Source organism: Nocardia sp. NPDC049707 (assembly GCF_040674855.1).
Classification (GTDB): Bacteria; Actinomycetota; Actinomycetes; order Mycobacteriales; family Mycobacteriaceae; genus Nocardia.
In genome coordinates this window covers 205,721-226,481 of the sequence record NZ_JBFANN010000005.1, presented here as the reverse complement: position 1 = coordinate 226,481, position 20,761 = coordinate 205,721, and the positions used below count along the sequence as shown (strand labels likewise).

Sequence of the window (20,761 nt, the reverse complement as noted above, 5' to 3'; positions counted from 1 at the left end):
GACGGTCACTTCGCATACACCTCTGGGACTCAGCACAGAATACGCCCGACCTGCTGGCCGAGCGAGTCTCGACGACTCGGACGCGAGACAGAAGGGGGCCGCGAACACGCCGCGCCGCAGGCGCGGCAAATCCAACTCAGCCGATGTGGGCGGAGAGATCCGGGATCATCCGGTAGACCTCGGCCTCCCAGTTGTGCCAGTTGTGAATGCCCACGGACGGGAAGTCGTAGGTGACATTCTGCGCACCCAGCGTCGCCATCCGAACCTGGAAGGCCCGGGTGTTCACCAGTGCGAGCGCCTCCAGCGGCACGCCCTGGACGATATCCATCGGCGAGCTCACATCGGACGGACCGGGCAGTGCGCTACCGGCGGCCACCCAGAGCCGGGTGTTGTTCTGGATCAGTCGCGGCGCGAAGACGAACGGATCCATGCGCAGCCATTGGGCGCCCCACGGCGGTGCCATCGCGTCGATGTTGTAGCCGCCCGCGCTGATCATCGCGAGGCGCAGCGCCTCACGCATACCCGGCGCGGAGATGTTCAGGTAGCCGGAGTACGAACCGGCATAGACGAACTGGTCCGGGTGGTAGGCCGCGAGGGTCAGCGCGGCGCTGCCGCCCATGGACAGGCCGAAGACACCGTTGCGGGTCGGGCTGAAGCCGAGACGGTCCCGCAGCGCGTTGCGCAGTTCGCTGGTGAGGAAGGTCTCCCACTTGTAGGTGTTCGACTTGCCGAGGGTCTCGTTCCACCCCGAGGAACCGGTCATCGCCGACCCGGAGGACGAGCCGCTGGCCGAACCCGACGAACCGGTGCTCAGGCCCAGGAAGTTACCCGGCGCGTTCCAGTCCGCGTAGAAACTGGACGGACCGCCGACCGGCATGACGACATTGATATTCCACTTGGTCAGCTCACGGGCGACCTCGGTTTCGATCTCCCAGCCGCTGAGGTCGCTACGGGCCCGCATGCCGTCCAGCGCGTACACCACGCGCCCGGTGTTGCCGTCCGCGGCGCGGAAGATCCGCGACTTGATGGGCCCCATGCTGGAATCCACCCAGAAATCGAAGCCGTCCGGGTTGAACGCCGCCGAAGCGGAGCCCGCCGGACCTGCTACCGACATCCCGAGCGGCAGCAAGATAGCCAGCGACATCAGCACCGACCGCTTGAGCCACGAACCAGCTCTCCGGGTTATCAGACGTCCACTCTGCGTCCTTCGCCCGATCACGCCTCGCATCTTTTCAGGCCTTTCGTTATTCGGTCGTACTTGGACCGCGTCTCTACGTTGACCACTGGATGGGCCCATATCGAATCGGAACGCCTCAACAGGCGTACCCACGCACCATATCGCTTTATCGATGCGGTGGCGTTATCAAAAAGAGATAAAAGCGATCTGCGCCACGTTCAACCGATCCTGTTGAGCGACCCACAGGCAATCGTCAGCGACGCCGATCGGTGAAAGAACTGGGCCCATGGAGGTCCATGGGCCCAGTGTGACTGGAGGTGCGTCTGAGCTGGCCTTTCGAGTGACCTGCAAGCAATCGCTGGCTGGCCCTCTCGAGCGACCCGCAAGCAATCGCTAGCCGACCCTCTCGAGCGACCCGCAAGCAATCGCTAGCCGACCCTCTCGAGCGACCTGCAAGCAATCGCTAGCTGACCCTTTCGAGCGATCTGCAAGCAATCGCTAGCGTTGCGGTTGCGGGTACGGATCCACGAGCCCGCATCGCTCGATCTCGTACTTCGGCACGCGATCGATCCGGTATTTCGCAAAGTGCAGTGCGTGCAGCAGGTTGTGCTTGAAGCGACCCCAGGTGAGCGGGTCCCGGTAGGAGATGTTCAGTGCCACGGTGTCCGGGCAGCTCATGGCGGTGCGAGCCTGGGTGACCCACTTCTCGTCCATGTACCAGGGCATCCACGGGTGCCGATCGACCATGCCGAGATCCACCACGACCCAGTCCGGATACAGACTCTTGTCATGGCCGATCCGGCCGTCGGTGAGCCGGTCGCTGTGCGCGGCAAGCGGATAGGCCAGGCCCATCTGGTCGATGACGCGCACGTCCAGCGGAACGTTCATGCTGGTCATGCCGAGGTTCAGGAAGTAGACGGTATGCCCGGCGCCACCCTCGGGAATCGGCTGCGGCGGCGGCGCGACGTACCAGAACATGAACGACGGCGAGTTCAGCAGCAGCCCGCCGTCGGGGGTTTCGGCGATGTTGTTCACCATGGCCCGCACGCGCGGGTAGTCCAGGTAGTCCTCGGCCAGGATCGGATGGTCGTGACCGGTATTGAGGACGTAGTAGACACGCTCGTCGACGATGCCGGAGGCACTGATCTTGGTGCCGGTCTTGATGGCGGTGGTGTTGGCCGCGAACAGCGCCCAGCCCGCGGTTCCGAGCAGCGCGAGCGCGATCACCGCGAAGGACCAATCCTGCGCGGTGGCCGTACGCAGACCGCGCTCGGGCAGCCGGATCGGCACCACGGCGACCGGCAGCAACAAGCAGAACAACTGCGGCAGCAGCATCCGGCCGTGCATGAAGTCACCGCCGACGCGCAGGGCGTAGATCGTCAGGACGAATCCGCTGCCGAGCATGAGCGCGACCACCGCGCTCGGCGAGCGCAGCCACTCGCGTACCCGACGCACGGTCCAGCGGCGCTCGTCCTTGCCTTCGTTTGCGGTACGCGCCGAACGGCCCGCGACGATGCCGAGGACCAGCAGCACCAGCAGCGGCACCCACAGGTAGTACGGGCCGACCAGATCCCAGAGGTATTTGAAGCCCTGACCCCACTTGGCGCCGCCGGCGTCCTTGGCGACCGCGGTATTCGGATAGGGCAGGCCGTAGTAGCCCATCCGCCAGACCTGGTAGCACATCGGCACCAGTCCGGCGGCGACAACGATCAAGGTGCGCAAGACGATCGGGCGCAGCCGGGACGACGGCATCGGGGCCAGGAAGATCATCAGCAGCGACAGCGCGCCGACCAGCGTCATCTCCGGACGGATAAGCGGTGCGAGTCCGGCAAGGAACACCAGCCCGAACAGCGCGGGCAGCTGCACCCGCTCGGCCTGACTCCAGCGCATGAGCTGCCACCACAGCAGGCCCAGCCAGCAGATGACCAGACCGCTCTCCAGACCGGAGGTGGCGTAGTCACGGGCGGGCGGCAAGGCGATGTAAACGAATACGCCCGCGGGCAGCAGCAGCGCCGATCCTGCGGCGCGAGCGACGGGCCCGGAGGCGGTAGCGGAGCGTGGCCGTGCAGCGCCGCCCCACAGCCGCGCGGCGCCCAGCATGGCGAAGACGATCGCCAACATCGACACCGTCAGCGCGACACCCAGTACGACGTACTCCAGCCTGGCCCTGGTGAGCCAGCTGAAGAACCACACCAGATAGGTCCACGCGGTGCTGGTATTGGTCTCGACGCGCTCGCCCTCGTTGAAGACCGGCCCGTTACCCGCCAACAGATTCCGCACCGTGCGCAGCACGATGAGGCCGTCGTCGGCGATCCAGCGGCGCTGCCAGGCGCCGACCGAGAAGAGAACGACGGTGAGCGCGATCCCACCGACGAAGGTGGCTCGGGATAGCCAGGCGAACCGCAAGGCCGAACGAGCCGACCCTTCGGCCGGCTCCTCCGTTACTTGCTCTGTTCGCTCCACTTCCTCTACCAACACTTCATCAGGTGAGATAGACAGCGACACCTACCGCTCCGATCCAGGCGATTGCGAGGAACTGGAGGATGCGATCCCCCAGCGCGATCTCTTCGGGTTCACCGGCCTCGCCGCCATCGACGTCGACCGCGTAACGCAGGATTGCGATGGTAAACGGAACCATCGAGAGTGCGAACCAATTCGTGTGCTTCAGGCTGTCCTGTTGGAACGCCCACAGGCCGTAGAACACCACCACTGCGGTCGCGGCCAGAGTCCAGATGAAGCGCAGATACGTCGGTGTGTAGTACTCCAGCGACTTGCGGATCTTGGCGCCGGTGCTGAGCGCGATCTGTAGTTCCGCGTAGCGCTTACCCGCGGCCATGAACAGCGAGCCGAACGCCATGATCAGCAGGAACCACTGCGACAGTTCGATATTCGCGGCCGCGCCACCGGCGACAGCGCGCAGCAGGAAGCCCGAGGACACGATGCAGATGTCCAGCACCGCCTGGTGTTTGAGACCGAAGCAGTAGGCCAGCTGGATGCCGATGTAGACGGTCATCACCACGGCCAGATGCCAGGAGGCCAGGAACGATGCGGCGATCGAGCCGAGCAACAGCACCACCGCGAGCGCGTAGGCCAGATTCACCGGGACGACGCCCGCGGCGATCGGGCGGAACTGCTTGGTCGGGTGCGCCCGGTCGGCCTCCACGTCGAGTGCGTCGTTGACCAGGTAGATGCCCGAGGCCGCCATGCAGAAGACCACGAAGGCGATGCCGACATGGCCGAGCACGCTCAGTTCGCTCGCGGTATCCGGACCAGCTGCCAGCGGCGCGGCGAGCACCAGCACGTTCTTGACCCACTGACGTGGGCGGATCGCCTTGAACAGCCCGCTGGCCAGTGTCTTGGGCGGGCCCTTGACGACCGCTTCGGCCAGGTCCGTGCTGGTCGGCTCTTCGCTCATGTCAACCAAGGTCTTTTCTTGTGCGGTCACTATCGAGTCTCTTTTCGGCGGCAAGCACAACAGCGGCGGACGCGGCGCCGAGCGCGGAACCGGCGAGCACGTCGGAGGGATAGTGCACCCCGAGCACAACCCGGGAGAGCAGCATCGGCGGCACGAGCACCGCAGGCAAGGGTAGCCCGGTCAGTCTGCCGAGCAATACCGCCGCTGCCGTGGTCGAGGTCGCGTGCGAGGACGGAAAGCTCAGCTTGCTCGGCGTCGAGACGTTGACCTGCACCGATGGATCATTCGGGCGCGGGCGCCGGACGATCCGCTTGATGACGATCGATGCCGCGTGCGCACCGACCGCGCCAACCGCGACCCCGGCCCACTGCCGTCGCCGCGGCTTGTCGACGAGCCAGCCCGCCGCCGCGATGCCGATCCAACCGAGCGCGTGCTCACCGAAGTGCGACATGCCGCGCGCGGCCTTGATCACCTCGGGCTTGGTGCCGATGGTCGCCTGGACCGCGTTGATGATCTTGACCTCGGGCGGCTGTGGCGCCGACGGCACCGCGGATACCGGGCCGCCGTGGCCGTTCGCACTGGGGTGCACCGCGGTGTTGTCGTCCGCGGCCATGGCTTCCAGACTCACTACTGTTCACCCTTCGTATCGATGCCGAAGACTTTCTCCCAGGCCGCCGTGCTGGTCAGCATCGGATGGGCGGCGCGGTAGCGCTGCTGCATCTCCGGGAAGCGGGCGGCCAATTCCTTGCGCAGCCGCATGGCCTCCTTGAACAGGCCGAGGGCCTGGCGCGGATCACGCTTGCGGTAGACCACGCCGCGCCCGTCCGCGGTGGTAACGGTGACGCCGTCGACCTGCGAGAGCAGGAACCAACGGGCATCCAGCGTCGGCACATTCAGCTGCGGACGGTCATGGTGCTCGGGCTCGGCCGGGCGCAAGTTGTGCACGACGCCCTTGGCCAGGCGCATCACCTTGGCAATCGGATTCGCCGGTTCGCCGACCGCGCCGACCCCGATGTGGCTGGCCAGCGGCAGCTCGGTGGAGGACGGCAGGATGACCGCGTCCGGATACTGCTTGCGCATTTCGTGCACCACGCCGAGGGCGCTCGGCAGCAGTTGGAACAGTCGTTCCGGGCCGGCGAGGAAGTCCTTGATCGCCAGGTTCTGGATGGCGACCGTCGAATACTCCAGGCAGAGCAGGTGTTTCAGGGTCGCCTTGACGGTATTGACGACCATGCCGCGACCGTTGCCCGGCAGCTGCAGCGAGGCGACCACGAGACGGTTGCGCAGGTGGAAGTACGCCTGCCAGTCGATCGCGTCGTCCTTATCGCTCCAGGCCATATGCCAGACGGCGGCGCCGGGCAGGGTGACAGTGGGATAACCGTGATCGCGTGCGCGCAGCCCGTATTCGACATCGTCCCACTTCAGGAAGAGCGGCAGCGGCTGCCCGATCTCCTCGGCGACCTGGCGTGGGATCACGCAGGTCCACCAGCCGTTGAAGTCGACGTCGATGCGCCGGTGCAGCAGCTTGGAGTTGTCGCGGTCCTTGAGCGGGTACTTCGAGAAATCGTGGTCGTATTCGACATTCGGCGCGGAGGTCCACATGAAGATGCCGCGGTCCACGGCCTCACCCATGCTGTGCAGGTGTGAGCGCTCCTGCAGATTGAGCATCTGCCCGCCGACCAGCATGGGCGACTTGGCGAACCGGGCGAAGGCCAGCGCGCGCAGGATCGAATCGGGTTCGATCTCGATATCGTCGTCCATGTAGACGATGTACTGGGCATCGGTGGTCTTCAGCGCCTCGTACATGACCCGGCTGTAGCCACCCGAACCGCCGAGGTTGGGCTGATTGCGAATGGCGAGCCGATCGCCGAGCACCGCGGCGGCCTCGGCGAAGCCGGGCTCGTCGACCACCTTGCGGTTGCCCTGATCGGCGACGATGACCGCGGCGATCTGCGCAAGCACCAGCGGGTCCGAGCCGAGCGCGCCAAGGGTTTTCACCAGATCGGTCGGCCGATTGAAGGTCGGCATGCCGACCGCGATGGTGCCCTCGCCGGGTGCCTCGACCGGTGCGTACCACCCGCCGGCGAGCAGTGTGACGGCGGTATCGGTGGTGATGTCGAACCAGATCCAGCCGCCGTCCTCGAACGGGCCGAAGTCGATTTCGAATTCCACGTGCACCGATTCGGTAGCAGTGTCTAATTCGCGACGCTCCCGGGTCCCTCCGTGGTCACGCTCCGCTACCGCCTCCGGGCCCGTCGCTCGCGCCGCAGCGTCGAATTCGCGACGCTCCCGGGCCCCTCCGTGGTCACGCTCCGCTACCGCCTCCGGGCCCGTCGCCGCCATCGCGACCGCGAATTCCTTGCCCTGCACGTGGATTCGCGAACCGTCTGCCTTCGAACGATAGACGTCGACGCGACCGTGCCCGGCGAGTTCGAGCCGCAGCACCACCGACTTCAGGATGCTCCAGCGACGCCAGTAGCTCGCGGGCAACGCATTGAAGTAGGTGCAGAACGACACCTCCGACTCCGCGCCCACCGACAGCGAGGTGCGGGTGGTGGCGTGCGCGCGCCGGGCATTGGTCGGCGACTCCTCCAGGTAGAGGGTGCGCACGTCCAGCGGTTCACCGGGCCGGGGCAGGATGATGCGCTGCAGCAGCGACTTCGCGCGGGTTTCGGTGGTCATATCTTCCAGGATCAATTGGGAGGTCATTCGTCGCTTTCATCCGAAAGAGCTTCGCCCGACTCCAGGTGCGGCCGCAGGACATTGTCGAACATGCTCAGCGCACTGCCGATCGCCATATGCATATCCAGGTACTGGTAGGTACCGAGGCGACCACCGAAAAGCACCTTCGCCGTTGCGGTTTCCTTCTTCGCCAGCGCCCGGTACGCGGTGAGCTTGGCGCGATCCTCCGGCGTGTTGATCGGGTAGTACGGCTCGTCACCGGTCTGTGCGAAGCGCGAGAATTCGCGCATGATCACGGTCTTGTCGGTCGGGTAGCTGTCGCGCTCCGGGTGGAAGTGCCGCGGTTCGATAATGCGGGTGTATGGCACATCCGCATCGTTGTAGTTCATCACCGAGGTGCCCTGGAAATCACCGGTTTCGAGCACTTCGGTCTCGAAATCGATGGTGCGCCAGCCGAGTTCGCCCTCGCTGTAGTCGAAGTAGCGGTCCACCGGTCCGGTGTAGACGACCGGGACGTCCGGATTCTCGGCGCGGATCTGCTCGCGCACGTCGAACCAGTCGGTGTTCAGCCGGACCTCGATGAGTTCGGAGGCGGCCATATTCTCCAGCCACTTCGTATACCCCTCTTTGGGCAGGCCCTCGTAGGTGTCGTTGAAGTAGCGGTTGTCGAAGGTGTAGCGCACCGGCAGGCGGGTGATATTGCCCGCAGGCAATTCCCGCGGATCGGTCTGCCACTGCTTGGCGGTGTAATCGCGCATGAACGCCTCGTAGAGCGGACGGCCGATCAGCGAGATCGCCTTCTCCTCGAAGTTCTGCGCGTCCTTGGTCGCGACCTCCGAGGCCTGTTCGGCGATCAGCTTGCGCGCCTCCTCGGGCGTGAAGTAGCGGCCGAAGAACTGGGAGATCAGACCGAGTCCCATGGGGAACTGGTAGGCCTGCCCCTTGTGTATCGCGAAGACCCGGTGCTGGTAGCCGGTGAACTCGGTGAACTGGGTCACGTAGTCCCACACTCGCTTGTTCGAGGTGTGGAACAGGTGCGCCCCGTACTTGTGCACCTCGATCCCGGTCTGCGGCTCCGGCTCCGAATAGGCGTTGCCGCCGAGGTGGTAGCGCCGATCGATCACCAGCACCCGTTTACCGAGCAGATTGGCGGCGCGTTCGGCGACGGTCAGCCCGAAGAAGCCGGAGCCGACGACGATCAGATCGAAGGAGTTTGCGGAATTACCCGGGGACGATGCGACGGTCACGGGTGCCCAGCGTATCGGAAGTCCGCGCGCGGGCCGGGTGGAGTCGCGACCTGCGCGCACTCACCAACGGATGCCATCGGAATTTCTCCTGGAGTTCGCCGAAACGAATAGCGCCGTGGCAACAAAGCGGCTATTGCATACGGACCCGAACATGATCACATGTCCAGCCGCAGGGCGATCCGGTGGCCGCCACCGGCCCGAGTATGAGTTACTCCGGAAAGCCGATATCCGACTCGACGGCATCGCGGTCGATGTACATGCGCCAATAGTGTTCGCCCAGTTCGTCATTGGTCATGCGGACGAACTCCAGTCCAGCCGGGAACAGTTCGGGCTGCTCGTCGACCAGGCGCTCGGCCTTGCTGTTGCCGATCAGCACGCCGATATTGAGCAGGCCGACATAGACGCCGGTGCCTTGCAGTTCGACTGCGAGCTGACGAACGTAGGCGCGCTGCGCCCCGAGCGCGACGCCAAAATTGGACAGGTACGGAACCGGATACCGGTCGGAGTATCCGGATGAGAACAGCAGCGCCCCCGCGCCGCGCTCGATCATCGCGGGTGCGAGCGCGCGGGTCATCCACATCGGTGAGTAGACCTTCAATTCCAGCGGGACACGCAGGTTGGCGGCATCGACATCGAGAGTTGTCGGGATCCGGTCGGCCACATCGCCCGCGGCGCCGTGCATCGCGACATCGATCCGGCCGAACGTGTCGGTGATGTCATCGACCACGCGGTACAGCTGCTTCTCGTCGGTGAGATCGGCCGGAAAGGCCGCGGCCTCGATGCCTTCGGCGGCCAGCTCCGCGACATGTCCGCGAGCCTTCTCCGGATTCCGGCCGATGACCGCCACTCGGAAACCTTCCCGACCGAACCGCCGTCCGGTCCCCATGCCGAGCCCCGGCCCGAAGCCGAATATCGCGATCGTCTTGGTCATACTTCCTCGCTAAGTTGAGCAATGGTTCAAGTTAGCGTCGACGCTAGCATTAACTTGAACCTATGCTCAAGATAAATCTTGTACCGGATTTGTAGGATCGGCGAATGCCCGTGGACAAGCCGTTACGCAGCGATGCCCAACGCAACCGGGCCGCGCTCGTCAACGCCGCCCGCGAGGTCTTCGAAGAACGCGGCCTGGACGCGCCGCTCAAGGAAGTCGCCGCCCGCGCCGGCGTGGCCATCGGCACGCTCTACAACCGCTTCCCCACCCGCGACGACCTCATCGCCGCGGCCGTCGAGGACCGCATCGAGGCGGGTGGCCGCATTGCCGAGGAGGCGATCGAAATCCCGGACCCCTGGGACGCTTTCGTCTACCTGGTCGAGAAGGTCTGCGAACTCCAGGCCGCCGACCGCCTACTCAGCGACCTCGCGCTGCGCGTCGCCCCGAGCCCCGCGATTGCCCGCGCCCAGGAATACGGCCACGGCCTGATGCGCCAAATCATCACTCGCGCTATAGAGTCCGGCGCCCTGCGCCCCGACTGGGTCCTGGAGGACATCGCCTTCATCACCTGGTCGCACACCCGCATCATCGAGGCCACCGGCACAATCGCCCCCGACGCCTGGCGCCGCCACCTCGCCCTGGTCCTGGACGGCCTCCGAGCCAGCGCCGCCCACCCCCTCCCGGTGCCCCCCATCACCGAAGATCAACTGATGCAGGCACTCAAAGGCTGACACCGCCGCGCACCCGAAAGCGCTCGCGGCGCTTGCCCATCAGCAATCAGCACCGAGACGACCCGAGGCCACCGGTCACTGATATGGATATGGCGGCTGCGGCTGCTGATACTGCCCGGGCTGCTGATAGGGATCCGGCTGACCGTGCGGCGCAGGCTGACCGAACGGCGCGGGCTGCGCATACGGCGTAGCCGACGGCTGGACGGGCTGACCATCGGACACAGGTTGCGCATATGGCTGAACCGGCTGACCGTACGGCGGCGGCACCTGCGGACGGCGACGCTCCGCGATCCAGCGGCCGGTCGACCCGACTGCGGCCAGTACCGTCGTCGGGAGTATTAGGGCAAAGCCCAGCACCGATGTCGGACTGAGCACACCGAGGGTGGCGGACATGACCACGCCGATACTCATGTCCACCAGGGCCAGCGCGCAGCCCAGGAGCACCATCACTCGTCCGATGGTCAACCGGCAGAGCAGCAGGATGCCGCCGACGATCAGGACCAATGCGATGAATCCGGCCTCGATCGCGGCGAATGGCACCTTGCCCGAACCGTGGACCTTGGAATCGATCGCCACGACCACCGTGGCCCCCACTGCATTGAGGCCCCCGGCAACCAATGCGAGCACACCTGCGGTGATCCCGGTGCCACCCCTTGCGGGCTGCTGCGGTGGATAGCCGAACGACGGTTGCTGACCGTAACCCGGCTGTCCGGGCTGGCCGTATGGATAACCCATCGAGATCTCCGTCCACTGCGATCGCGAAACTGTACCGCGCCCAGCCGTTTCGATCGACGTGTGCGGTCAGTGGGTCAGTGTGGGGTGGGACGGGCGGGTGGCGGTCCAGCTGGCGGCGATTCTGTTGGCACACAGGGCGAGGATGAGGAGGGGTTGGACGAGGTCTATTGCGGTGCGGAGCAGGTTTTTCTGGATCAGGGCGGTCATTTGGCCGACCAGACCGAAGCAGGGGGACGCCCAGATCGGGTGGTCGGCGGTGGGCCACCAGAAGATGCCGAGGCCGAATTCGTAATCGGTGAGCGAAACAGCAAGTCCGACAATGCCGATCGCGATCGACAGCCCGGACACGACGATCAGCGTGTATCGCCCGGCCTCGTCTCGACGCCAGAGCTGGATACCGCCGAAGATCATGGCAGCGGCCATCAGCGCCGCCCCGAGCGTGGTGAAGATGACGAGCGAATTGTCGAACCGGCTTCGATCATCGATGAAATCGGCGACGAGCGATATGCCCCCGACCAGGCTCCCCAACCCATACAGCACCGCAAGCGCCGCGCCGAGCTGCGCGACCAGCCCGCGCGGCGGCCGATCGCCACTCCGGTACAACATCGTCGACGCTCCTCCCCAGTAGTTGCGGACGATTCGATCCTAGGCCGGGCTGAGTTCCGCCTCAGTAGCGTCGCGGCTTTGCCGCAATCCAGCGGCCGGTAGACGGCACGACGGCGAGGACGAGCGTGACCAGCGGCCCAAGCGCAATAATCAGCGCGAACGCCATGAGATCCAATTTGTCCCTGACGTGTACGACCTGGGCGACGGCGAAGCTCAGACAAAGCGCGGACGTGATGATCACCAGGACTCGTCCGGCTGTCATGCGCAGGAACAGTAGTGCCGCACCGAGTAACCAGAAAGAAGCACCGATGCCGCCGCCCACAACAGTGCCGACCACCTCGCCGGACAGATACTGCCGGTCGAGATCACCGAACGCGTACATGCCCGCGGACAAGGTCCCCAGTGCCATAACTGATCCGAAGATCAGCGATAAGGCTGCCGCGACGATCGCGCTGGCGCCGCTGGGTCCGGCTTGCGGACGACCAAAGGCGGACGAAGGCAGAGCACGCCCCGGCCCAGGGTATGGATAATTCATCGAAATCCCCCTCTCGCATCGCGAATCCTACCGCCCCACAACCAGTTCGGCTGTTTATCGAACGGACCCCCACGTGACGTTTGCCCAGCCACGTCCCACCACCGCGATCGAGCAGCTACTGGGCTATCGCGAAAGAGCGCCCGCACACAACGTGCGGACGCCCTACTCGATTCTCTGGGGCACGCGAGTTTTCGCGCGCTACCGGAGGTTGGCTTCAGCGTATGCCTGCATCGCGTCGCGTACGAATTCGGTTGTGCCTGTGCCGTGTACTTCGTAGTTGGCCGCGAAGCGCGGGTCGGCGACGTACATTTCGCCGAGTCCGGTGAAATACTCGTACGAAGGGCAAGGCTGGGAACCGATCCGAATCCAGTCGCAGTGGCGCGCGACGATGGCCTGGACCGCATCGCTGTCGGGGGCGAGTCCGGCGGCATGCGCCCGGCCGTAGTCGGCGGCGATATCCAGGTGGGTCTGGAAGTGCGCCTGCTTATCCGCCTCGCTGAGCGAGCGCCACCAGCGGTCGGCGCTTTCGTAGGCGTTCTTGCCCCAGCGTTCGATCACCTCATCCTGGTACCGAGTGTGGTCGAAACCGTCGAAAATCTCTGCTGCCATGAGTTGTTCACCTCGTTCGGTCTTGTGCAGTGTGGTGGTCACCGACTCGATCTGGCGCCGGATCCGATCCTGTTCCTGCCGAAGCAATTCCAGGTGCGTGCGCAGCGCGGCGGCGGTGTCCTGTTCGCCCGCGAGAACTTCGGCGATGACCGGAAGGCCGAGACCGAGTTCGCGCAGCAGCAGGATGCGTTGCAGCCGAACCAGGGAGTCCTGGTCGTAGTAGCGGTAGCCGTTGGCGCCGATCCGGCTCGGCGGCAGCAGCCCGAGCTGCCCGTAGTGGCGCAGCGTTCGGCTGGTGGTACCGGCCGCCTTGGCCAGATCCTGGATGGACCATTCGACGCCCGTTCCCATGACCTGTTCTCCCTTCCTTCTCGTCGGTACCACCAGCTTGCGAGTTGACGCTGCGTCAAGGTCAACCCTTTCGGCTAGCGTGCCTCGACCGGCACTCGCGGCACCACCACGGCCGGTGCGATCCGCGGCTTGGCGACCATCTGGCCGAGCAGCGTGCCGCCGAGCGCGATACCGAGTCCCAGCACCTGCACCGGGCTCAGCGCCTGACCGAGTGCGATCCACCCGATCACGGCCGCCGATACCGGGCTGAGCAGTCCGAGGAAGGCGACCGAGGTCGCGGACACTTCGGCGATGGCGCGGAACCAGAGGAAGTACGCCAATGCGGTGCCGATGACGCCGAGGTACAGGTAGCCACCGACGGCCCGGCCGTCGAGCGCGGGCGGCGCGCCCTCGATCAGGAAGGCGAGCGGTGCGATGAACAGCCCGCCCACGGTGAGCTGCCAGCCGGTGATCGCGAGCGGTCCGACACCCTCGGGGCGACCCCAGCGCTGGGTGAGCACGGTGCCCATCGCCATGGATGCCGCGCCGGCGAGTCCGGCGATGACACCGACCGTATCGAGTTGCGCATTGGCGCGCAGCACCACGAGTGCGACCCCGAATACGCCGATCAGGCCCGCGATCACCTTGCGCCCGTTCGGTTTTTCGGCGAGGACGACAGTCGCGAAGGCCAGTGCGAACATCGGCGCGACCGCGCCGAGGACACCGGCGACTCCGCCGGGCAGCCGGTAGGCGGCCAGGAACAACAACGGGAAGAACGCGCCGATGTTCAGGACACCGAGGGCGGCGGCGCGCCCGACCCAGATCCCGCGCGGCAGTACACGGGTGATGGCGAGCAGCACGAGTCCGGCGGGCAGTGCGCGCAGCAACGCGGTGAAGAGCGGGCGGTCCGGCGGCAGGAATTCGGTGGTCACGGCATAGGTGGAGCCCCACGCGAGCGGAGCGAGTGCGGCGAGCGCCAGGGTGCCGGCGTACGAGTTACGCGCGGCGGTCGTTGTTGTCATATTGGTCGCTCCTCATTGATAATCTCAACGTTGAAATATCTACTCGTTGACATGCCTCAACGTCAAGTAGATTAACGTTGAGATAATTCCTATGGGGAGGACGCTGTGGCCGACGCGATCGATCTGTTCACCGAGCACTGGAACCGGGAACGGCCGGACCTCGACGTGTCACCGATGGCGGTGATCGGACGTATCCAGCGATTGTCGCGCCTGCTGGAACAGGACCTGAAAAAGTTCTTCGCCGGGCACGGACTCGAGCTCTGGGAGGTCGACATGCTCGCGACACTGCGACGCTCCGGCGGCGCGGACGGACTCTCCGCAGGCGCACTGAATCAGGTCGCCATGCTCACCTCGGGCGCCATCACCAACCGCATCGACCGCCTCACCGCCAAGGGGTTGGTCGAGCGCGCGCCATGCCCGGGGGACCGCAGAGCGATCCGCGTCCAACTAACCGCAGCGGGCCGCACCGTGATCGACGAGCTACTCCCCCTGCACATGGCGAATGAGCAGCGGCTGCTCGCCCCGCTGGATAAACAGGACCGCGATCATCTGGCGGATCTGCTGCGCACCCTGACCGAATCACTGGGCGATACCGCGTCGTCCTGATTCGACACCTGCCCAACCCCTATGTCGCGCAGGCGAACTCGCCAATAGCGTCAATCACGCAGAAGTCGCGCCCAGCGGCCGAACAGGCACGCAACGCAACCCTCGGGACTACCGGCCTCGATGACCGTATCGGCCCGGGAGCGCACCTCCGGGCACCGCGCTCCCCGGCGGCACCGAATCCTCCGGCGCCGCGACACCACCTGGCACGGCAGAACGTCCCGGCGACACAGCATTTCCGGGCACGAGCGCACCTCCGAGCGGCGCGCTCCCGGGCAGGACACTGCCGCCGCCGGGCACGGCGCTCTCGGACCGGGCGTTGCCGCCCGGCACTGCGTTTTCGGGCGCGCCACTCGCGCCGCTCGACAACGCGCTCTCAGGCACGATGCCGCCGCCAGGCAGCATGCCTGCACTCGCGCCATTCGGCAGCACGCCTTCGGGCGAGCCATGTGCACCACCCGGCACCTCGGGCGATCTATTGCCGCCAGGCAGCACGCCTTCGGGCGCACCACGGGGCACTGCGCTTTCCGAGTTGCCGCTTGTGCCGCGCGGTACGGCATGCTCATGACTTCCCGGCGGCGCGGTGGCGCCCGCTTTACCCTGATGCGAATCCGGCACCAACTGCATCAGGGTCGCGAAGTCGACGACTCGGGCGCCGAGCGTCGGCGTCGCGATAATGACGCCATTGGTGAAAAGCCGGTAGGTACCGGCGTTTTCGGAGAGCGCCAGCTCCGGCCCGAGCGGCTGGCCGAGGGCGCTGCTCGCGCCGCCGATCCGGCGATATTCGGCATCGATCGGGGAGTCGACGACGAGGGTCTGCTTGCGCGGATCCACGGGTGTACCCGCACCGACCACGGGGGTGCCGAGTTCAGCGGGCGTCGGTCCGACATCGAAGGCGTAGATATCGGCCGGTTGCCCACCGTCCGGTGCGCAGGAGTACTCCGAACGCAGAATCCGACCGTCCCGCAGAAGCACAGTCCCCGCGGTCGAGGCGATGGCATCGGCCACGCGCGGATCCTCCTTGGCGGTACCGGGATACGCCTGGCAGTCGGTGGTATCGCAGGTCTGCGCGTACGGGTAGCGGTGCTCGGCCAACGCGTACGAACGCGCCGCGATCGCTTGTGCGCGAATGGCTTCCGTCGCACCCTTGTCAACCCAGTTGGCCTGTATTTCGGCGGGCACGACGCCGAGCAGATAGTCCTCGACGTCCACGCGATTCACCGTGCGCGCCTCGCCGTTGTCCATAGCAACACCAAGCGAGCCGCGATATGCGGAACCGCCGCACAACGTCAGATGTTCGGCGGCGGGGCGGTTTTGGCGCGGATTGAGCGGATAGATCCACGGGTCGGCGGTCGTGGTCTGCCACAGCACCGCACCGTCACAGCCAACCGTGACAACCACATGCGCGCCGCCATTGGGCAGTGCGGTGAGATGCGCGACCTGGCCGGGCGGGAGCATTGTGCCCGCGACTCGCAATCCGGCGTCGGCATAGGCGTCCAGCGTCGAGTCGTCCTGGGCGAGCAACCGCACGCCGACGGTGGTCGCCGAGATTTTGCTGAGCGTCGCGCCCGGGTAGTAGTAGTCGAGGATCCGCTCGGCGGCCCAGCCGTCCAGGGCACTGTCGAACGCGCCGATCTGACTCATTCCGCGCCCGTGGCCCGGTCCGGCCAGCGGCCGGACCAGGGTTTCGGTAGGCCGGACCGAGCACGCGAGAACGGTACCGGCCAGCACGGCCGCACCACCGGTGACCAGCACCGGAAGCGAGGATATCGGAGTTCCCGATATCCACCGCCTGCCAATTCGTCCGCGCAGCGCCCGCGTTTTCACCCGCAATTTTCGCTCCCCCCGCGTCGTGTCATTCCGGTGCCGTTTGCTTCGCATCCGTTCACTCCCACGGTTTTCCAGGACCTGATCGGTTCGATACCTGTCGGCATGTCGTTCCATCCGGTCGCCATTCGAGAGCTACATTCGAGCAATCACCGCATAATCCTCAACCAGAGGTTTAGATTTGTGATAGTTGTCAACTAGTGTGGTTGTTGATGCATCAGGAAGCAACTTTGACATTCAGGCAGATGATCGCTCGGTTCGACCTGATTGGAGATGCTCGTGCCGTACCGCAAACCGAAACGTTCCTACGTGCTCCCGGTTGTCACCACTCTTGCGGTAGCGGCTCCGCTCGCGACTTTCACGCTGAGCGACTCGACCGATTACCGCTCGACCACCGGTGGTAGCGAACTCGCCGCAGTCCCCGCGCAGTTGGCCGAGGTGGTCCTGACGACAGTGCCCGACATCACCCTCCCGCTGCGCGAACTCACCGGTCTCAACCTGCCTGATCTGCACCTTTCGGATCTACGCATGCTGCCGATTCCGGAATCCATTCCGGTACCGCAGGGTTTGCCGCTGCCGCCCGGTGTCGAGCTACCGAAGGAAATTCCACTGCCCAAACTCGATTCCGGACAGAGCACACAGGGCCAATCGCTGCCGGGCCAATCGCTGCCGGGCCAATCGGTTCCCGGACAATCCGTTCCAAGCCAGAGCGCCCCCGGCCAATCGCTTCCTGGTCAAACCACTCCAGGCCACACCACTCCGGGCCAAACCGTCCCAGGTCAGACCCCCGCCACAACGCAGGACACAACCCCAACCCAAGGCCGTTCTCCGGCCGCCGCTTTCATCGCCGATCCCACCCAGGTCGAACCCGACATCACCCCCGACACACCGGCACTGTCACCCGGCGCCGTCCCGCCGGAACTGCTCAGCCAGGTCGGCGCGCAGGTCAAGGAAATCAGCCGCGATACCCCGTTCAGCGTCGTGGCACTGACCGCGCACGATCTGGTCGATACCAAGGCGTTGGTCCGGGCCCGCCAGACCGATGGCACCTGGGGTCCCTGGTATGACGCCGACGCCGTCGACACTCGGCGCAACGATCGAGCGACGGGCGGCACCACCGGTACCGAACCGATCTACGTCGGCAATACCAAGTCCGTGCAGGTCCTGGTGACCCGCAAGCCGGCCGTGACGGCCGTGCCGCGTACCCCGGTCGCGGGTGACGCGGAGGGCGCCGTGCCGATGCTGCCCACTCCGGTCGCCGGACGTTCCGATGATCCGGCCCAGACCGCCGCCGCGCTGACGGCCGTGCTCATCGATCCGGGTCGCGGCGCGATCGATGGCGCACTCAATGATGTCGCCGCTGGGCTGCCCGGCGGCGGACCCAATGTCATCACCCGATCCCAGTGGGGTGCGGACGAATCCATCCGCTGCGAGGACCCCACCTACGACGACCAGCTCGGCGGCCTCACCGTGCATCACACCGCCGGTCGCAACGACTACACCCCGGCGGAATCGGCGGGCATCGTCCGCGCGATCTACACCTATCACGCGAAGACCTTGGGCTGGTGCGATATCGGCTACAACGCACTGGTCGACAAGTACGGCCAGATCTTCGAGGGCCGCTTCGGCGGACTGGATCGTCCGGTGCAGGGCGCGCACGCGGGTGGGTTCAACGAGAACACCGCGGGCGTCGCACTGATGGGCAACTACGAATCCGAGGAACCTTCGGACGAGGCGATCAATGCGATCGGCCGGTTCATCGGGTGGCGGTCCAAGATCGCGGGTCTGGATCCCAAGGGCTACACCACGATGTACTCCGAGGGCACCGAATTCACCCCCTATGCGCAGGGTGAAGCGGTCCGGCTGCCGGTGGTGTTCTCACACCGCGACGTCGGCAATACCAGCTGCCCCGGTGATTCCGCCTACGCCCTTATGGATCGCATCCGGGATATCGCGGCGGGCATACCGGCGCCGTCCGGCACCTTCCCCAAACCGCAACAACAGGCACAGGCGCCGGCAACCCAGCAACCGCAGCCGCATTCCGTTCCCCAGACCGAGGACGATATCGCCACGCTGGCCGCACTCACGGCCAAGCTGCTCGGCATGGTGAGGCAGAATGCGATCGCCAAACACTGGGCCGATAAGGGCGGTCCCAATGGTCCGCTCGGCGCGGCGGTCTCGGAGCCGCTGCCCGCCGCGCAGGGGCAGCAGTACGCGAAGTTCGTCAACGGGTACGTCTACACCGGCCCGAATGGTCAGGTGTTCGAGGTGCTCGGCGCGATCCTGAATCGCTTCCTCGCCCTCGGCGCCGATGCCGGTGTGCTCGGGTTGCCGATGAGCAATGGCTACGCGGTGCCGGACGGGCTGCGCGCCGACTTCCAGTACGGCTCATTGATTCTCAACCAACTGACCGGCATCGTCAGCACGGTCTGGAAGACCTACAACGACACCTACCAACAGCAGGTCAACCGCAACCCGGTCGGCCAGGTGAGCGCACCAGAGCCCGCGCCCGCACCGGCCAGCTGACCGAACCGTTCAGACCCACCAGCGCTCGAGCACCTGCGCCACACCGTCGTCGAAGTTCGCCGCCGTGACCTCGTTCGCGGCGGCGATCGCCTCCGGATGCGCATTGGCCATCGCGACGCCGTGACCGACCATGGTGAGCATCGGAACATCGTTGGGCATATCGCCGAACGCGATGATCGCCGAATGTTCGACACCGAGGTGTTCGGCAACGGTGGTCAGACCGGAGGCCTTGGTGACGCCGGGGGCGGAGATTTCGATCAGGCCGTGATCGGTCGAGTAGGTGATATCGGCGCGGTCGCCGATCAGCGGTGCGAGGACCGCGCGCATGTCGGCGCTGGGGGTGCCGCGTAGGCGAACCAGCATTTTGATCGCGGGCGCATCGATGACCTCGGCGCGCGAGACCTCGGTGTCATCCGGATTCAGCCAGGCATGTTCGTATTCCGGCGAACTCACGAATTGCGGCGTCACCGCGTCATGCGCACTGGCGCCGACGCGTTCGGCGGCGAGGCCGCAGCCGGGCAGCGCGCATTCGGCGAGGTCGGCGATCCAGGCCAGAGTGTCCACGTCCAGGGTCCGGCTGGCGAGCACCCGGTCGGCGGCGCTGTCATAGATCACCGCGCCGTTGCCACAGACGCACAGCGGCGCATAACCCAACCCCTCGACCACCGGATCGATCCAGCGCGGCGGCCGTCCGGTCGCGAGTACGAATGGCACCCCATCGGTGATCATGGCAGCAACGGCCGCCTTGGTTCGTGCGGTGACCCGCTCGTCGTGATTGATGAGGGTGCCGTCCACATCGGTGGCAACCATCTTCGGCTTGGGCAGATGCAGGCGCGTCACTATTCCATCCTGCCGGAAGACCATCTCGGCGAGGTCGCGGCTATCCCTGCGACGGTGGTCGACGCCATAGGGAGTCATCGGCCCGCAGCGTCGGGTCGGGCGGTCGTTTCGCCAGATCCGGCGGTAGCGAAACCGGCGCTGCCTGCGGATTCGCCCCCCATGGCGGCTGCATGCCCGCCTGATCGGTACCTGTTTGCGGATACGGCTGTGCGGCAGGAACACCAGCTGCGGGACCATATTGCAGCGGATAGGGCGTCGGCCCGACGGGATACCCGGCTGGTGGGACCGCGGGTCCGTGCGGGTACGTCGCCACAGGTGGGGTGGCGACCGGGTGGTGGTTGAGCCAGCGCATCGTCGGGGGCACCAGGGCGAGCACCGCGGTCACGATCGGGAAGATCAGCCCGACCAGGCCGCCGATACCGCCGCTGATCGCGGCCGCACCACCGCCCGAGGTGGTGTAGCGCAGGGTTACCGCGTACTCCGCGATCCCGGCGACGACCACAACCACACATCCGGCCACGACGAGGACCCGACCGAGCGGCCGCCTCGTGAACAGCAGCACCGCGCCGACACCGAGCAGGAACGCCGTGACCACCGCGATCGAACCGGCCACCAGCATGTAGGTCTTGACCCAGCGCTGCGCGAACAGCCCGGTCGAGTCGTATTCGGCAAGATCGGCGGCCAGGTCGGTGAGCCCGAGCACGATATTGAATCCGCCGCCGAGCAATTGCCCCGCACTGCCGATACTCGCCAGTACCCCGGCCGTGATCGCGGTACCGCCACCGGATGCGGGTGCAGGAGCCGATGGATAGGGCTCATAGTGCGGATAACTCATGAAATCCCCTCAGAGCGTCGGGAAGATCCTGGACGCATCGATCTCGCCAGGATAGAGGACATGCCGATCTCACACGTGTCACACGCGCTCGCACGCACGTCCTTATGATC

18 protein-coding genes are annotated in these 20,761 nt (G+C 65.8%); 3 read left to right on the top strand and 15 right to left on the bottom strand.

What is annotated here, in order from left to right; genetic code table 11:
- Positions 1-136 precede the first annotated feature (136 nt).
- The 7 genes from AB0J29_RS08145 to AB0J29_RS08115 all read right to left on the bottom strand — a co-directional run bounded on the left by AB0J29_RS08145 (position 137) and on the right by AB0J29_RS08115 (position 9,452).
- The gene (locus tag AB0J29_RS08145) at positions 137-1,144 is read right to left on the bottom strand and encodes an alpha/beta hydrolase family protein (RefSeq protein ID WP_364781182.1); all 1,008 of its coding nucleotides are present in this window, start codon (positions 1,142-1,144) and stop codon (positions 137-139) included.
- A gap of 531 nt (positions 1,145-1,675) precedes the next feature.
- Positions 1,676-3,640: a flagellar motor control protein ZomB gene (gene zomB, locus AB0J29_RS08140; protein WP_364781179.1), complete on the bottom strand. Its 1,965-nt coding sequence runs from the start codon at positions 3,638-3,640 to the stop codon at positions 1,676-1,678.
- A 19-nt stretch (positions 3,641-3,659) separates the two neighbouring features.
- Positions 3,660-4,592 carry a decaprenyl-phosphate phosphoribosyltransferase gene (locus AB0J29_RS08135; RefSeq protein ID WP_364781176.1) on the bottom strand — a complete coding sequence of 311 codons (933 nt, stop codon included), beginning with the start codon at positions 4,590-4,592 and terminating at the stop codon, positions 3,660-3,662.
- A gap of 1 nt (position 4,593) precedes the next feature.
- Entirely contained in the window at positions 4,594-5,220 is a 627-nt protein-coding gene (locus tag AB0J29_RS08130) for a phosphatase PAP2 family protein (RefSeq protein WP_364781173.1), read from the bottom strand.
- Positions 5,220-7,301, bottom strand: a complete 2,082-nt coding sequence (locus tag AB0J29_RS08125; protein ID WP_364781170.1) for a glycosyltransferase — start codon at positions 7,299-7,301, stop codon at positions 5,220-5,222. Before AB0J29_RS08125 ends, AB0J29_RS08130 begins: the two co-directional genes overlap by 1 nt.
- A complete protein-coding gene (gene glf, locus AB0J29_RS08120) occupies positions 7,298-8,521 on the bottom strand; it encodes a UDP-galactopyranose mutase (RefSeq protein WP_364781166.1) in 1,224 nt (407 codons plus the stop codon). The genes AB0J29_RS08125 and glf overlap by 4 nt, the downstream gene beginning before the upstream one ends.
- A gap of 208 nt (positions 8,522-8,729) precedes the next feature.
- Entirely contained in the window at positions 8,730-9,452 is a 723-nt protein-coding gene (locus tag AB0J29_RS08115; protein ID WP_364781162.1) for an SDR family oxidoreductase, read from the bottom strand.
- Between the two features lie 104 nt (positions 9,453-9,556).
- Here AB0J29_RS08115 and AB0J29_RS08110 point away from each other — a divergent pair, with 104 nt between their 5' ends.
- The gene (locus AB0J29_RS08110) at positions 9,557-10,183 is read left to right on the top strand and encodes a TetR/AcrR family transcriptional regulator (RefSeq protein ID WP_364781159.1); all 627 of its coding nucleotides are present in this window, start codon (positions 9,557-9,559) and stop codon (positions 10,181-10,183) included.
- A 75-nt stretch (positions 10,184-10,258) separates the two neighbouring features.
- On the opposite strand, the gene AB0J29_RS08105 is transcribed toward AB0J29_RS08110, so the two are convergent.
- From AB0J29_RS08105 to AB0J29_RS08085, 5 genes are all read right to left on the bottom strand, one after another.
- A complete protein-coding gene (locus tag AB0J29_RS08105; protein WP_364781156.1) occupies positions 10,259-10,918 on the bottom strand; it encodes a hypothetical protein in 660 nt (219 codons plus the stop codon).
- Positions 10,919-10,984: 66 nt separating this feature from the next.
- Entirely contained in the window at positions 10,985-11,524 is a 540-nt protein-coding gene (locus AB0J29_RS08100) for a hypothetical protein (RefSeq protein WP_364781153.1), read from the bottom strand.
- A 61-nt stretch (positions 11,525-11,585) separates the two neighbouring features.
- Positions 11,586-11,933: a hypothetical protein gene (locus AB0J29_RS08095; protein ID WP_364781150.1), complete on the bottom strand. Its 348-nt coding sequence runs from the start codon at positions 11,931-11,933 to the stop codon at positions 11,586-11,588.
- Between the two features lie 324 nt (positions 11,934-12,257).
- A complete protein-coding gene (locus AB0J29_RS08090; RefSeq protein ID WP_364781147.1) occupies positions 12,258-13,019 on the bottom strand; it encodes a MerR family transcriptional regulator in 762 nt (253 codons plus the stop codon).
- 74 nt (positions 13,020-13,093) lie between these two features.
- Positions 13,094-14,020, bottom strand: a complete 927-nt coding sequence (locus tag AB0J29_RS08085; RefSeq protein WP_364781144.1) for an EamA family transporter — start codon at positions 14,018-14,020, stop codon at positions 13,094-13,096.
- A 105-nt stretch (positions 14,021-14,125) separates the two neighbouring features.
- Between AB0J29_RS08085 and AB0J29_RS08080 the strand changes: the two genes are divergently transcribed.
- Complete coding sequence (locus AB0J29_RS08080; protein ID WP_364781141.1) at positions 14,126-14,626, top strand: MarR family transcriptional regulator; 501 nt, start codon at positions 14,126-14,128, stop codon at positions 14,624-14,626.
- Between the two features lie 108 nt (positions 14,627-14,734).
- Here the strand turns inward: AB0J29_RS08080 and AB0J29_RS08075 are convergent, their stop codons facing one another.
- A complete protein-coding gene (locus AB0J29_RS08075; RefSeq protein WP_364781138.1) occupies positions 14,735-16,378 on the bottom strand; it encodes a SpoIID/LytB domain-containing protein in 1,644 nt (547 codons plus the stop codon).
- Between the two features lie 345 nt (positions 16,379-16,723).
- On the opposite strand from AB0J29_RS08075, the gene AB0J29_RS08070 reads away from it, so the two are divergent.
- Complete coding sequence (locus AB0J29_RS08070) at positions 16,724-18,976, top strand: N-acetylmuramoyl-L-alanine amidase (protein WP_364781135.1); 2,253 nt, start codon at positions 16,724-16,726, stop codon at positions 18,974-18,976.
- A 9-nt stretch (positions 18,977-18,985) separates the two neighbouring features.
- On the opposite strand, the gene AB0J29_RS08065 is transcribed toward AB0J29_RS08070, so the two are convergent.
- Both AB0J29_RS08065 and AB0J29_RS08060 read right to left on the bottom strand, forming a co-directional pair.
- The gene (locus AB0J29_RS08065) at positions 18,986-19,807 is read right to left on the bottom strand and encodes an HAD family hydrolase (protein ID WP_364781219.1); all 822 of its coding nucleotides are present in this window, start codon (positions 19,805-19,807) and stop codon (positions 18,986-18,988) included.
- Between the two features lie 49 nt (positions 19,808-19,856).
- A complete protein-coding gene (locus AB0J29_RS08060) occupies positions 19,857-20,651 on the bottom strand; it encodes a hypothetical protein (RefSeq protein WP_364781132.1) in 795 nt (264 codons plus the stop codon).
- Positions 20,652-20,761 lie beyond the last annotated feature (110 nt).

What these genes read in the sequence shown, in the direction of transcription:
- AB0J29_RS08110 (WP_364781159.1), top strand. Translation starts at nt 9,557, where the DNA reads ATGCCCGTGGACAAGCCGTTACGCAGCGATGCCCAACGCAACCGGGCC.
- AB0J29_RS08090 (WP_364781147.1), bottom strand. Translation starts at nt 13,019, where the DNA reads ATGGGAACGGGCGTCGAATGGTCCATCCAGGATCTGGCCAAGGCGGCC.
- AB0J29_RS08060 (WP_364781132.1), bottom strand. Translation starts at nt 20,651, where the DNA reads ATGAGTTATCCGCACTATGAGCCCTATCCATCGGCTCCTGCACCCGCA.
- AB0J29_RS08135 (WP_364781176.1), bottom strand. Translation starts at nt 4,592, where the DNA reads ATGAGCGAAGAGCCGACCAGCACGGACCTGGCCGAAGCGGTCGTCAAG.
- AB0J29_RS08095 (WP_364781150.1), bottom strand. Translation starts at nt 11,933, where the DNA reads ATGGCACTGGGGACCTTGTCCGCGGGCATGTACGCGTTCGGTGATCTC.
- AB0J29_RS08100 (WP_364781153.1), bottom strand. Translation starts at nt 11,524, where the DNA reads ATGTTGTACCGGAGTGGCGATCGGCCGCCGCGCGGGCTGGTCGCGCAG.
- AB0J29_RS08125 (WP_364781170.1), bottom strand. Translation starts at nt 7,301, where the DNA reads ATGACCTCCCAATTGATCCTGGAAGATATGACCACCGAAACCCGCGCG.
- AB0J29_RS08145 (WP_364781182.1), bottom strand. Translation starts at nt 1,144, where the DNA reads ATGTCGCTGGCTATCTTGCTGCCGCTCGGGATGTCGGTAGCAGGTCCG.
- AB0J29_RS08085 (WP_364781144.1), bottom strand. Translation starts at nt 14,020, where the DNA reads ATGACAACAACGACCGCCGCGCGTAACTCGTACGCCGGCACCCTGGCG.
- AB0J29_RS08070 (WP_364781135.1), top strand. Translation starts at nt 16,724, where the DNA reads ATGCTCGTGCCGTACCGCAAACCGAAACGTTCCTACGTGCTCCCGGTT.
- AB0J29_RS08105 (WP_364781156.1), bottom strand. Translation starts at nt 10,918, where the DNA reads ATGGGTTATCCATACGGCCAGCCCGGACAGCCGGGTTACGGTCAGCAA.
- AB0J29_RS08115 (WP_364781162.1), bottom strand. Translation starts at nt 9,452, where the DNA reads ATGACCAAGACGATCGCGATATTCGGCTTCGGGCCGGGGCTCGGCATG.